Origin of the sequence: Streptomyces sp. NPDC006487 (genome assembly GCF_042870555.1) — a bacterium.
Classification (GTDB): Bacteria; Actinomycetota; Actinomycetes; order Streptomycetales; family Streptomycetaceae; genus Streptomyces.
The window spans coordinates 285880-298914 of the sequence record NZ_JBIAHN010000012.1 but is presented as its reverse complement, the minus strand read 5'-3'; the positions used below and the strand labels follow the sequence as shown (position 1 = coordinate 298914).

The 13035-nt window shown below is 72.6% G+C and carries 9 protein-coding genes; 6 read left to right on the top strand and 3 right to left on the bottom strand.

Features of this window, described 5'->3' with window-relative positions; all coding sequences use genetic code 11:
* Nucleotides 1-9 precede the first annotated feature (9 nt).
* Together fxsA and ACFYM0_RS22930 are read right to left on the bottom strand one after the other, a co-directional pair.
* On the bottom strand, nt 10-174 hold the full coding sequence (gene fxsA / locus ACFYM0_RS22935) for an FxSxx-COOH cyclophane-containing RiPP peptide (protein ID WP_254384685.1): 165 nt from the start codon (nt 172-174) through the stop codon (nt 10-12).
* A 581-nt stretch (nt 175-755) separates the two neighbouring features.
* Entirely contained in the window at nt 756-1658 is a 903-nt protein-coding gene (locus tag ACFYM0_RS22930) for an alpha/beta fold hydrolase (RefSeq protein ID WP_388504159.1), read from the bottom strand.
* Nucleotides 1659-1958: 300 nt separating this feature from the next.
* Here ACFYM0_RS22930 and adhE point away from each other — a divergent pair, with 300 nt between their 5' ends.
* A complete protein-coding gene (gene adhE / locus ACFYM0_RS22925; RefSeq protein WP_388504157.1) occupies nt 1959-4595 on the top strand; it encodes a bifunctional acetaldehyde-CoA/alcohol dehydrogenase in 2637 nt (878 codons plus the stop codon).
* Nucleotides 4596-4704: 109 nt separating this feature from the next.
* Here adhE and ACFYM0_RS22920 read toward each other — a convergent pair whose 3' ends face one another.
* Nucleotides 4705-5262, bottom strand: a complete 558-nt coding sequence (locus ACFYM0_RS22920) for a TetR/AcrR family transcriptional regulator (RefSeq protein ID WP_388504273.1) — start codon at nt 5260-5262, stop codon at nt 4705-4707.
* Nucleotides 5263-5480: 218 nt separating this feature from the next.
* Here ACFYM0_RS22920 and ACFYM0_RS22915 point away from each other — a divergent pair, with 218 nt between their 5' ends.
* From ACFYM0_RS22915 to ACFYM0_RS22895, 5 genes are all read left to right on the top strand, one after another.
* Nucleotides 5481-6878, top strand: coding sequence for a purine-cytosine permease family protein (locus tag ACFYM0_RS22915; RefSeq protein ID WP_388504155.1), 1398 nt, complete (start codon nt 5481-5483; stop codon nt 6876-6878).
* 123 nt (nt 6879-7001) lie between these two features.
* Nucleotides 7002-8654 carry an amidohydrolase gene (locus ACFYM0_RS22910; RefSeq protein WP_388504153.1) on the top strand — a complete coding sequence of 551 codons (1653 nt, stop codon included), beginning with the start codon at nt 7002-7004 and terminating at the stop codon, nt 8652-8654.
* A gap of 308 nt (nt 8655-8962) precedes the next feature.
* A complete protein-coding gene (locus tag ACFYM0_RS22905) occupies nt 8963-10420 on the top strand; it encodes a hypothetical protein (protein ID WP_388504151.1) in 1458 nt (485 codons plus the stop codon).
* 69 nt (nt 10421-10489) lie between these two features.
* Entirely contained in the window at nt 10490-11740 is a 1251-nt protein-coding gene (locus ACFYM0_RS22900) for an AAA family ATPase (RefSeq protein WP_388504150.1), read from the top strand.
* Nucleotides 11737-13026, top strand: coding sequence for a VWA-like domain-containing protein (locus ACFYM0_RS22895; protein WP_388504148.1), 1290 nt, complete (start codon nt 11737-11739; stop codon nt 13024-13026). The genes ACFYM0_RS22900 and ACFYM0_RS22895 overlap by 4 nt, the downstream gene beginning before the upstream one ends.
* Nucleotides 13027-13035: the final 9 nt, after the last annotated feature.

Genomic DNA, 13035 nt, shown 5'->3' with positions numbered 1-13035 from the left:
ACTTCCTCGTCAGAGTGCAGAGTTGAAGATGGGCGTCTGAACCTTTCGGCCGGATTCCGTCGGGAGGACGCGACCCAGGGTCGCGGCCGCGCGCGCGCCGCGGACATCGATGCGGTCGAGCGGGACGCGGGTGGCCGTGACGGTGCTGGCCGGGTGGGTGGCGGAGGTGTTCATGACGCCGTCCTCGGGGAGGTCATGGGGAATGGGAGGGGTTGACATTGGCGACGAGCCAGTGTCTGGCGCGGACTTTACCTCCCCGATGACTGATCGGCGTGCCGAACTGCCCAGGTCGTTGCTACAGAGTGATGTCTTGTGCAGGGCCGATCGGGTCCCGGTGGTAAACATGATCGAATTCGCCCGGGGCCGGTATTCGCCCGTTTGACTTACGGCTTCCTCGCGGCAAGATCCTTTCCATTCAGGGGTCCGCCGCGGCCGCTCGGGGGTCCGCCGCGGCCGCCGGCCGTCACCCCGGACCGGCGGGGACGCCGGATCGGTGCCGCGGCCGATACCGGACCCGAACCGCGCATGCTCCGCATCCCTGCGCACGGCTGTTCCGCGGTCGTGCCGGAGCGGGCCGGTGGACTGCCGGGGAGCGGGGGTACGGGTGCTCGCCCCGAGGGCGTACTTGATTGCGGACGGGCCGAGTTGTGGGCCATCGTGCCGCAACTCGGCCCGCTCTGAGGGCGAGTTGGTGGTGCGCCTTGGCTGGGTGGGCTGCGCCGGGTGCGCTGCGCGCGCGGGAGGCGGCCCCGTTCTTACGCCGGCTGCTGTTCGTTCACGGGCGGTGCCGGCAGCTCCCTGAGCAGCCACGTCAGTACGTCGGGCAGCGCGTGCAGGGCGCCGAAGTGGGCGGCGGCCGGGTCGATGGTGGTGGTGGCTCCGGGGATGCGCCGGCCCAGCCAGCGGGAGTGGCCCACGGGGGAGAACTCGTCGAGCCCGCCGTGCCAGATCATCACCGGACAGCGGATGTCGGCGGGGTCGAACCCCCAGGGGGTGCTGAAGGCGAGGATGTCGTCGATCCAGCCGTAGGCGGAGCTGCGGACCCCCTCGCGGTAGTTCCGCAGCAGCATCGCGCGCAGTCCCGCGTCCGAGACGACCAGGCGGTCGCTCTCGGTGAGCTCCCGGCGCAGTTCGTCCAGCAGCTGCCCGGGATCGGCGGCGATGCCCGCCGCGCGGGGGATGAGCCGGGCGGCCAGCTCCTCCGGGTCCCGGCCGGCGGTGGAATACGCGGTGACGTTCGAGGCGGTCATCCCCTCGAACCAGTCGAGGTCCTCCGCGTCCCGCGGGGCGAGGGGGACCAGGGCCGCGGTCCGGGTGACCCGTTCGGGGAGCAGGGCGGCGCAGGCCAGCGCACCGGGGGCGCCACCGGAGCGGCCCGCCACGGCGAAGGTATCCAGGCCCAGGGAGTCGGCCACCGCCGCCACCTCCGCGGCCACGTCGGCGACGGTGCGGCCCGGGTGGCGGTCGGAGCCCCCGTAGCCGGGCCGGTCGTAGGTGATGAGCTGCATCCGGCGCTGGTAGAGGACCATGCCCCGGGGGGCGGGGCCCAGGCGGCTGCCGGGCATGCCGTGGAGCAGAAAAACGGGTCGGCCGTCCGGGTCGCCCCAGCGCTCCACCGTCAGATTCCGTCCGTTCGCGACGCGCACCTGACTGCGCACGCGCTCCCTCCCTCACGGTTGACGCGACTCGTCACGGTGATTGTGCTCGCTGGGGGAGGAGCGCGGTAGGGCGCACTTCGTCAGAAATTCTTGTGAAAGTTTTCACAAGCGCACAGGGGTCTTAGGTCCCGAGATATCAGTGCAGGTCAGAGGGGTGATGGAGGGGGTGTGAACGGGTGTGAACGGTCCTTCGGCCCGGTGGATAAGGGCTTTTTCGGCATCGCTGCTTCCGCTTTTGGGTGTCGAATTGAGTCATCAGGAAAGCGGTTCAGGTTGAGTCGAAATGAAGGAGTTCCTGCCATGCAGGCGAACGAGATGGTGGATGGACTGGTCCAGGGGGCGCTCACGGCGCTCGACCAGTTCTCGTCGTTCAACCAGGAGCAGGTCGACCACATCGTCAAGAAGGCCTCGCTGGCCGCGCTGAGCCAGCACGGCGAGCTCGCCCAGCTGGCCGTCGAGGAGACCGGCCGGGGCCTCTTCGAGGACAAGGCCGTCAAGAACCTCTTCGCCTGCGAGCACGTCGTGAACTCGATGCGCGGGCTCAAGACCGCCGGCGTCATCCGCCGCGACGAGCTGAACGGCATCACGGAGATCGCCGAGCCGGTCGGCGTCGTCTGCGCGATGACCCCGGTCACCAACCCGACTTCGACCACGATCTTCAAGGCCCTGATCGCCCTGAAGACCCGCAACCCGATCATCTTCGCCTTCCACCCCTCCGCGCAGAACTGCTCGGCCGAGGCCGCCCGCATCGTCCGTGACGCCGCCGTCGCCGCCGGCGCCCCGGAGAACTGCGTCCAGTGGGTCACCGCCCCCTCCATGGAGGCCACCGGCGCCCTCATGAACCACCCGGGTGTCTCCACCATCCTCGCGACCGGCGGAAACGCCATGGTCAAGGCCGCCTACTCGTGCGGCAAGCCGGCCCTGGGCGTCGGCGCGGGCAACGTCCCGGCGTACGTCCACAAGAGCGCCAAGCTCGGCCGTGCGATCCACGACATCGTGCTCTCCAAGGCCTTCGACAACGGCATGATCTGCGCCTCGGAGCAGGCCGTCATCCTCGACACCGAGATCTACGAAGCGGGCCTCGCCGAGTTCAAGCGGCTCGGCGCCCACGTGGTCTCCGCCGCCGAGAAGACCAAGCTGGAGCAGTTCGTCTTCGGCACCACCGCCTACGCGGCCGACGCCAACGGCGCCAAGCTGAACCCGGCGGTCGTCGGCAAGTCCCCACAGTGGATCGCCGAGCAGGCCGGCTTCAGCGTCCCCGCCGAGGCCTCCATCCTCCTCGCGGAGTGCAACGAGGTCGGCGAGAACGAGCCGCTGACCCGGGAGAAGCTGTCCCCCATCCTGGCCGCCCTGAAGGCCTCCGACACCGAGCACGGCCTCGAACTGGCCGCCGCGATGGTCGAGTTCCACGGCCTGGGGCACAGCGCCGCCATCCACGCCGAGGACGAAGAGCTCGTCGAGGAGTTCGGCAAGAAGGTCAAGGCGATCCGCGTCATCGCCAACTCGCCCTCCACCTTCGGCGGCATCGGCGACGTCTACAACGCCTTCCTGCCCTCGCTCACCCTGGGCTGCGGCTCGTACGGACACAACTCGGTGTCGAACAACGTCACCGCGGTCAACCTGATCAACGTCAAGCGGATCGGACGGCGCAACACCAACATGCAGTGGTTCAAGGTCCCGCCGAAGATCTACTTCGAGCGCAACTCCATCCGCTACCTCGGCGAGATGGACGGCATCAGCCGCGTCTCGATCGTCACCGACAAGACGATGGTCTCCATCGGCTTCGTGCAGAAGGTCGTCGACATCCTGCAGGCCCGCGAGGGCGCCGTGTCGATCCAGATCATCGACAACGTCGAGCCCAACCCGGAGCTCTCCACCGTCCAGGCCGGCGCCGCGATGATGCGCGACTTCAAGCCCGACACGATCATCGGCCTCGGCGGCGGCTCGCCGATGGACGCCGCGAAGATCATGTGGCTGATGTACGAGCGCCCGGAGGTGGAGTTCGCCGACACGAAGGAGAAGTTCTTCGACGTCCGCAAGCGCGCCTACAAGTTCCCCTCGCTGGGCGAGAAGGCCAAGATGGTCGCCATCCCGACCACCTCGGGCACCGGCTCCGAGGTCACCCCGTTCGCCGTCATCTCCGACCCGGCCGCGGCCCAGAAGTACCCGCTCGCCGACTACGCGCTGACCCCGAACGTCGCCATCGTCGACCCGATGCTGCCGATGGGCCTCCCGCCCAAGGTGACCGCCGACTCGGGCTTCGACGCCCTGACGCACGCCACCGAGGCCTACGTCTCCGCGTACTCGAACGACTACACCGACGGCCTGTGCCTCCAGGCCATCAAGCTCATCTTCGAAAACCTGCAGCGCTGCGTGGTCGACGGGCCGAACGACCCCGAGGCCCGCGAGAAGATGCACAACGCCTCCACCGTGGCGGGCATGGCCTTCGCCAACGCCTTCCTGGGCATGGTCCACGCCATGGCGCACACCCTGGGCAACACCTTCCACGTCGCCCACGGCCGCACCAACGCGCTGCTCCTGCCCCACGTGATCCGCCACAACGGCACGGTCACCCACAAGGCCACCCCCTGGCCCAAGGCCGAGGTCTACCGGGCGCCGGAGCGCTTCCAGGAGATCGCGAAGATGCTGGGCCTGCCGGCCGCCACGGCCGCCGAGGGCGTCGAGTCCTACGCCAAGGCCGTCGAGGAGCTCCGCAGCAAGTGCGGGATCACCTCCTCCTTCGCCGAGGAGGGCGTGGACGAGCAGGCCTTCATCGAGGCCCTGCCGACCCAGGCCATGAACGCCTACGCCGACCAGTGCGCCCCCGCCAACCCGCGGATGCCGATGATCGACGACCTGAAGCAGCTCATGCGCCAGGCGTACTACGGCAACGCCGAGGGCGCCCCGGCCCAGAAGGCCGCCGCCAAGAAGAAGTAGCCCTTCTTCCTCCTGAGAACCTCCGCTAAGGAGCGGAAAGCCCGCCCGGGACGCTAAGGCCCGGGCGGGCCTTCCACATGTCCGGGCGCGGTCGGGGGCGCCGGTGGCCTCAGGTGTGCGGGATCAGCAGGGCCGCGGCCGAGCGGGCCCGCTCCAGGGAGGTGGCCCGGTCCGCGCCGCGCTCGCCCAGCACCACCCGGGTGCTCAGCCCGTCCAGCAGGGCGAGCAGCTCCGAGGCGCGGGCGGGCACGTCCAGGCCCGCGGCGAAGCGGCCCTGCTCCACCCCCTTGGCCAGGAGCGCCTCCAGGTCCTGCTGCCAGGCGTCGTCGATCTCCTGCTGGGCGGCTCGCAGCGGCTCGTTCGAGGGGATGCGGGCCCACAGCTCGATCCAGAGCGTCCAGCGCGGATCGCGGGGGCCGCGGGGCAGGTAGAGCTCGAGGAAGAGCGCGAGCTTGCGGTGGGCGGTGACCCGGCGGCCCAGCAATTCGGCGCGCTCCGCAGTCAGTTGGTGCTCGCTCCAGCGCAGGGCGGCCAGCAGCAGCCGGTCCTTGCTGCCGAAGTAGTACAGGATGTGGCCGCCGCTGGTGCCGAGCCGTTCGGCGAGCGCGGACATGGTGAGCGTCGCCAGCCCGTCCTCGGCGATCGCCGTCATGGCCTCTTCGAGCATCCGCTCCTGGGCGATCTGCCCGTCGCGCCGCCGTGCCGCTCCCGCTGCCACCCGTGCCGCCTTCCCGATCTTCGTGGGCCGACCCTATCCCGGACAGGGTCTTGACGGGGTCCCTGTCGGCAGCGCATCTTGAATGCCATTCAAGAACTTAGAACGTCGTTCAATGTCGCGTTCGAGGTCGGGTTCGCGGTTCACCGCCGAAGGTCAGGGGCAGACGCATGGCACACCAGGAGACGACGGCCGCCGTCGACGAGGTCTTCAGAGTCGAGACGCACGGCATCGACCCGATTCCCGACGCCGAGCGCCACGGCGGGGCGAAGGACCTCTTCTGGCTCTGGTTCGGATCGAACCTGACCTTCACCTACGTGATCAACGGAGCCCTCGCCGTCGCCTTCGGCCTCAGCTTCTGGCAGGCCACCGCCGTGGTCGTGATCAGCGGGCTGTCCTTCTTCGCGATCAGCGCCGCCGGCCTCAGCGGCATCCGTACCGGCACCGCCACCCTGGTCATCTCCCGGGCCGCCTTCGGCGTACGGGGCAACTGGCCGGCCGGCGTCCTGAACTGGGTGGTGAGCATCGGCTACACCATCGTCAACACCGTCGTCGGCACCCTGGCCCTGGAGGTCTTCTTCGCCGAGGTCGGGCTGGGCGAAGGCACCGTGATCCGGGCCGTCGCGCTCGGCATCACCCTCGCGCTCACCTTCGCCGTCGCCATGTGGGGCCACGCCACGGTGCAGTTCGCCGAGCGCTGGATGGCCTACGTCCTGGCCGTCGGCTTCGGCGCCCTGCTGGTCTTCGTCCTGCCGGGCGCCGAGACCACCGCCCCGGCCGATGCCCTGGCCCCGGGCCTGTCCGGCTGGAGCCTGGCCTTCGTCGTGATGCTCGCCGGGCCGTTCTCGTACCTGCCGATGCCCGCGGACTACACCCGCTACCTGCCCCGCACCACCTCGCTGAAGTCGATTACCTGGATGGGTGCGCTCGGCGGGTTCGTGTCCTCCGTCGCCCTCGGGATCGCCGGCGTGGCCGCCGCCACCCAGACCGATATGACCGACGCCGTCGCCGGGGCCGAAAACCTGCTGCCGGGCTGGTTCCAGCCGCTGTTCCTGGCCCTGGTCCTGGGCGGCTCCGTCACCAACTCGATCATCACGCTCTACTCCTCCAGCCTGAACCTCCAGGTCCTCGGCATCCCGTGGAGCCGGGCCCGGGCCATCGTGGTCAGCGCCGCCGTGACCGCCGCCGGATCGCTCGCCGCGCTCTTCCTCACCGACTTCACCACCTCGCTGCTCTCCTTCCTCTCCCTCCTGATCATCGTGTTCGCCCCCTGGGGCGGCGTCTTCCTCGCCGACATGCTGCTGCGCCGCTGCCGCTACGACTCCGACGCGCTGCACTCCGGGAGCGGGGGCGCCTACTGGTACCGCTCCGGCTACCACCCGGCCGGTATGACCGCCCTGCTCGCCGGCATGGCCTTCGCCGCCCTGACCTGCGACTCCGAGCTCTGGACCGGGCCGCTCGTCGCCCCGCTCGGAGGCGCCGACCTGACTCTGCTCGGCTCGGTGGTCTCCGGGCTCACGTACTGGGCCCTCGCCCGTCGGGTGCCCGCGTACGCCCCGGCCGCCTGAGGGCCTCCGTCCCGGCCCCTCCCGGCCGCCTGAGGGCCTCCCTCCAGCCCCCCGGCCGCCCTGAGGGCCCCGTCTCCCCGCCGCACGTCTCCCCGTACCCCCTCTGCACAGGAGCACCACCCCATGTCTCACTCCGCCCCCGCCGATCTGCTCCTCACCGGGGCCCGCATCCACACCGTCGACCCGGAGCTGCCCGAGGCCGAAGCCCTCGCCGTGCGTGACGGGCGGATCGTCTGGGTGGGCCCCGACGCGGAGGCCGCCGACTGGGCGGGCCCGGACACCGAGCGGATCGACGCGGGCGGCCGGCTCGTCCTGCCGGGATTCATCGACGCCCACAACCACGTCCGGCTCGGCTCCGACGACGCGTGTGTGCAGCTCGCCGGGGTCCGGACGCTCGAAGCGATCCTCGACCGGATCGGCGAGTGGCGGGAGGCCAACCCCGACGCCGAGTGGGTCGAGGCCGAGGCCTTCGACTACTCCGCGATCCCCGGCGGCCGCATGCCCACCGCCGCCGACCTGGACCCCGTCACGGGGGACACCCCCGCGATCGTGCTCTCGTACGACGTCCACACGGCCTGGCTGAACACGGCGGCGATGCGCAGGCTCGGCGTCGCGAAAGGCCGAACCGACCTGCCCTTCGGCACGGCCGCCGTGGACCCGGAGACCGGCGAGCCCACCGGCTTCGTGAAGGACTTCGCCATCAAGGGGCTGTCCCGCGACGGCCACCGCGCCCTGCGCGACCTGGGCGTGCCGTGGGCCTCCCCGGACCGCCAGTACGGGCGCCTCGCCAAGAGCCTCGACGACGCGATCGGCTTCGGCATCACCACCGTCGTGGAGCCGCAGAACTCCCTCGACGACCTGGAACTGTACGACCGGGCGCGCGCCGAGGGCCGACTGCGCTCGCGGATCGTCGCCGCGCTGTTCCACCCGCGCGGCACGACGGAGGAGGACCTCGACCTCTTCGAGGCGGCGGCCAAGGTGCACGCGGGGGACCGCTTCCGGGTGGGCCCCCTCAAGCTCTACATCGACGACGTGGTGGAGCCGCGCACGGCCGCACTGCTGGAGCCGTACACCGGCTGCGGATCGCACCGGGGCGAGACCTTCTACCCGGCGGAGGAGTTCGCCGGGCTGCTCGCCCGGCTGGACGCGCGCGGATTCCAGTGCTTCGTCCACGCCACGGGCGACCGGGGCATCCGCACCGTCCTCGACGCCGTCGAGCACGCACGGGCGGTGAACGGCCCGCGCGACGCCCGCCACCAGGTGGTCCACGTGGAATGCCTGGATCCCGAGGACGTGCCGCGCTTCCGGGACCTGGGCGTGGTGGCCTGCATGCAGCCCCGGCACTGTGCACCGGAGATCGCCGGTCCGGGCCAGGACTGGGCGGAGAACGTGGGGGAGGACCGCTGGCACAAGGCGTGGCCGATGCGGAGCCTCGCCGAGGCGGGAGCGGTCCTGGCCTTCTCAAGCGACTGGAACGTCGCCGAGATGGACCCGATGATCGGCATCTACACGGCGCTGACCCGGCGCCCGCTGGACGGCGGCGAACCGTGGCAGGAGCAGGAGACGGTGGACGCACGGACGGCGGTGTACGGCTACACGATGGGTTCCGCGTACGCCAACTTCCTCGAGGAGGACCGTGGTTCCCTCACGGTCGGCAAGGCGGCCGACTTCGTGATCCTGTCCCGGGACATCCTCGCGGTGGCCCCGGAACAGATCCCCGGGACGGTGGCCGAAACGGTGGTGGTCGCCGGCGAGGTGGTCCACCGGGCCGGGTAGGCCGGCGGAAGTTTCGGCCCGGGGTCCGGACCCGGACCCCGCTCCACCGGACCCCGGCCCACCCCGGCGCCACGCCACCTGCTCAGGCTCCGCCGAGGTGGTCCTGGACGCCCTCGCGGGACCCGTACCGCCGTCTTCGCCCTCACCGGCCCGATCGCCCCCGGTGTCCGGCGGACCGGCAGCGATCGGGATCGGCCGAGCCGACAGGAAATGCCTGGCGGGGCCGGGGGGAAGGACGTTAGTGTCGCCGCGATGACGACTTCCCGTACACACAGATCGGGGGTCCCGTCCGCGCAAGGTGAGTGCTGATGCTCACTCAGACCGCGAACGGGGTTTCCCGCCCTCCCTTCCCTCCCTTCCCTTCCTTCTGGCTGCGCGTGCGCGAGTTCGCCGTGCCGCCCTCCATGATCGAGACCGCGACCGACCGCCGCCGCACCGGAGACTGGGCGGGGGCGTGCTCCGCCGCCGCCGTCGACGTGGACTTCGACCTGCGCGCCCTGGCACGCACCCACGGCCGCGAACTGGCGGCCCGGATCCGGGCCGACCTGCGCCACCTGGCTCCGGACCTGCTGCGCTGGCACCTGCCGAGGATCGCCCCCGACGGACTGCTGCGCCCCGGGCTGACCATCGCCCTGGCCCGGTACGGCGACGCGGGGCCCGGCGGTGCGCGCCCGCTGCACCTCGTGGCCCGTACCCCGCCGGCCTGGGCGGAGTACGGGCAGCGGATCAGCCTCGCGCTCTGGGACGGAGCCCGTTCCGAGGACGCCGCCCGCCGCCCTCCGGGGGCCGGTCCGCACCCCCATCCCCACCCCCACCCGCGCTTCCGCCTCGACCTGCACCGCCACCTGTGGGACGCCCGCCGGAGCGACGAGCTCCGCTCCAGGTCCGGGGCCGACCGGCAGCCCGGTGACACGGACCCCGCGGTGGATCCCGGCCCGCCGGGGCCGCCGCCTCCGGTGCCCCGCTGCGCGGTCGGCCGGTGGGCGGCCGAGGCGGAGCTCGTGCTCCGGGCCCAGGGACGCTCCGGCGGTACGGTCGCCGTGCGGCTCGGGGCCCGGCACCGGCTGTACGTGCACCTGCGCGAAGACGGCGCCGGAGGCACGGGCGGGCAGATCTCCGCAGCCGCGCCCGCGGAGCCGGGCGCCCCCGCCCCGCCGGTGCTGCCCGACGCGGCGACCTGGGTCCTGCCCGACCTGGACCTGCTCCGTGTCGGGGCGATCGACGCCGGCCGGCTGCACCCGCTGGTCGGGCGGGCCCTCGTACCGGACTGGTCGCCGTCGCGGCTCGCCGGGGCCGGGGCCGAAGCCCCGGACCGGGCGGGGGCACCGCGACTGGTGGACTGCCGGGGTGCCCGGCACCGGATCGGTCTGGTCGACGGGGTGCTGGTGCCGCTCGACCACGACCCGGCCGAGGTCCGCCGCGAGGAGCTGCTGGTCGCGCTGACCGGTACGCCGCTGCCCTGTCTGCGGGCCATCGACGAGGCGCACCGCCGTCCGGACTCCCTCTCCGGCGTCCGCGAACGCCTCGACCACGGCGACACCGCCGGCGCCCTGGCGGTCGTGGAGGGACTGCTCGGTCCCGGAGCGCTGCTGCGCGACGGCCCGCTGCGGGACGAGCTGGAGGCGGCCGCGCTCAGGCGGGTCACCCACGGACTCTTCCGGTCGGGCCTGGCCGGACCGGCCGGCGGCCGCGCCCCTGCCGGCTACCGCTCACCCCGCGCCCCGCGCCCCGAAGGCTCGCACCCGCGGCACGCGACTTACCGCTGACCCGTCCCGGGCTCCTGCCCGATGCCCTTCCTCTTCCCCTTCCCACCGCACACCCAAAGGTGATTCCACATGCTTTCTCATGCCCCGTCCGCCCCGTCCGCCCCGTCCGCCCCCGCCCAACTCGACGTCGCCGCAGGGCTGCTGGCCCTGCTGCGCGATACGACGACCGAACCGCGTCCCGACACCCAGCTCGAGGCCCTGACCCTGGCCGTGGCGGCCGACCTGCCCGTCCTCCTGTGGGGTGAGCCGGGCATCGGCAAGACCGCGGCCCTGACCCAGCTCGCCGCATCGCTGGACCTCCCGCTGACCACCGTCATCGCCAGCGTGCACGAGCCGTCCGACTTCTCCGGCCTGCCCATCGTCGGCGACGACCCCGCGGAGCAGGGAGTGCCGATGGCCCCGCCGGACTGGGCCGTGCGCCTGGTACGGGCCGGCCGGGGGCTGCTCTTCCTCGACGAACTGTCCACCGCGCCGCCGGCCGTGCAGGCGGCCCTGCTCCGCCTCGTACTGGAGCGGCGGATCGGCGCGCTGCGGCTGCCGCCCGAGGTCCGGATCGTGGCCGCGGCCAACCCGCGGTCCTCCGCGGCCGACGGCTGGGAGCTGAGCCCGCCCCTGGCCAACCGCTTCGTCCACCTCCAGTGGACGCACGACCAGGACGTGGTGGTACGCGGCCTGGGCGGGACCTGGCCCCGCGCCACCCTGCCCCGGCTGGACCCCGAACGGCTCCCGGAAGCCGTGGACTTCGCCCGCCGTGCGGTATGCGGGCTGCTCGCGGCCCGGCCCAAGCTCGTCCACCGGCTGCCTTCGGGCGAAACGCGCAGGGGTGGTCCCTGGCCCTCCCCCCGGAGCTGGGAGATGGCCCTCTGTCTGATCGCCTTCGCGACCGCGGCCGGGTCCTCCCGGGAAGTGCTCTCCCTGCTGGTCAGGGGAACCGTGGGCGACGGTCCCGGGCTGGAGCTGCTGGCGAGCCTGGACCGGATGGACCTCCCGGACCCGGAGGCGCTGCTCGCCGACCCGGCGGCCGCCGTCCTGCCCGAGCGCGGGGACCTGCGCCAAGCCGTGCTCGACGGTGTGGTCGAGGCGGTGCGGGGGCGCCCCGAGAAGTCCCGCTGGGACGCGGCGTGGGCGCTCCTGGCCCGGGCGCTGGAGACGGGTGCCCCGGACCTGGTGGTCGTCCCCGCGACCACGCTCGCCGCGCTGCGCCGCGCGGACTGGGAGGTTCCGGCCGCGATCGACCGGCTCGCCGGGGCCGTGGCGCTGTCCCGGCGAGCCGACCGGGCGGCCGCCCGGTCGGGCGCGCCCGTCACGGCGGGCCGATGACGCCCGTGACGCCCGTGACGCCCGCGCACACAGCGCCGACAGCGACGGCGACGTCTGTGAAGCCCGCGACGCTGGACCTGGACAAGCTTTACTCCGCGCGGCTGCACGCCGTACGCGTGCGGCCGTACCTGGCCACGGCGCTGTTCGCCCTGCACGTCGTGGAATCGCGCCGGGTCCCGACGATGGCCGTCGACCGCCACTGGCGCTGCTACGTCTCGCCCGGCTTCGTGGACCGCACTCCCGTCGAGGAACTGGCCGCGGTCTGGGTGCACGAGGTGTCCCACCTGCTGCGCGACCACCACGGACGCGGGGACCGGGTCGCGCGGGAGCGCGGGCTGACCGGGCCGGGGGAGCGACTGCGGATGAACATCGCGGCCGACTTCGAGATCAACGACGACGCGTACGGCGACGGTCTGGTCCGGCCCGAGGGTGCTGTCCAGCCGAAGGCCGTGGGATTGCGGGAGGGGGAGCTCATGGAGGAGTACCTGACGCAGTTCGGGCTCGGGCCCCACACGCAGCACATGGCCTGGCTGGACTGCGGCAGCGGCGCCGACGGGCTGGAACGGGAGTGGGACCTCGGACCGGACGGCGCGCACGGGCTGAGCGAGCAGGAACGGGACGCCGTCCGGTTCCGGGTGGCGCAGGGCATCACCGGCCGGCCGGGGAACACCCCGAGCGGCTGGAAGCGCTGGGCGCAGGAGGTGTTCCACCCGCCGCAGCCCTGGCGGGAGTTGCTGGGAGCGGCCGTCCGCTCGGCCACCTCCGGTTCCGGCGCGGGCGACGACTACACCTACAGCCGGCCCTCGCGGCGTTCGGCCGGGGTGCCGGGTGCCGTGCTGCCGAGCCTGCGGCGCCGCCCGCCCCGGGTCAGCGTGGTCATCGACACCTCCGGGTCCGTCAGCGACGCCGAACTGGGCAGCGCGCTCCTGGAGGTCACCGCCATCTCCCGCGCGGTGGGCGGCCGCCGCGACCTGATCACCGTGGTGCCGTGCGACGCCTCGGCCCGGATCGCCCATCCGCTGTGCCGCGCCGAGGGGATCCCGCTGCTGGGCGGCGGGGGTACGGACCTGCGCACGGGCTTCGCCACGGCGCTGCGCTCGGCGCCCCGGCCGGACGTGATCGTGGTGCTGACCGACGGGCAGACGCCCTGGCCGGGCACCCGGCCGCCGTGCCGGACGGTGGTGGGGCTGTTCCCCCGGACGGGGCGCAGGCGCTCGTGGGACGAGGACCGCGACTACGTCCCCGACGCACCGCCCGCATGGGCGCGCGTCGTGGAGATCGGCTGACCGGGCGGC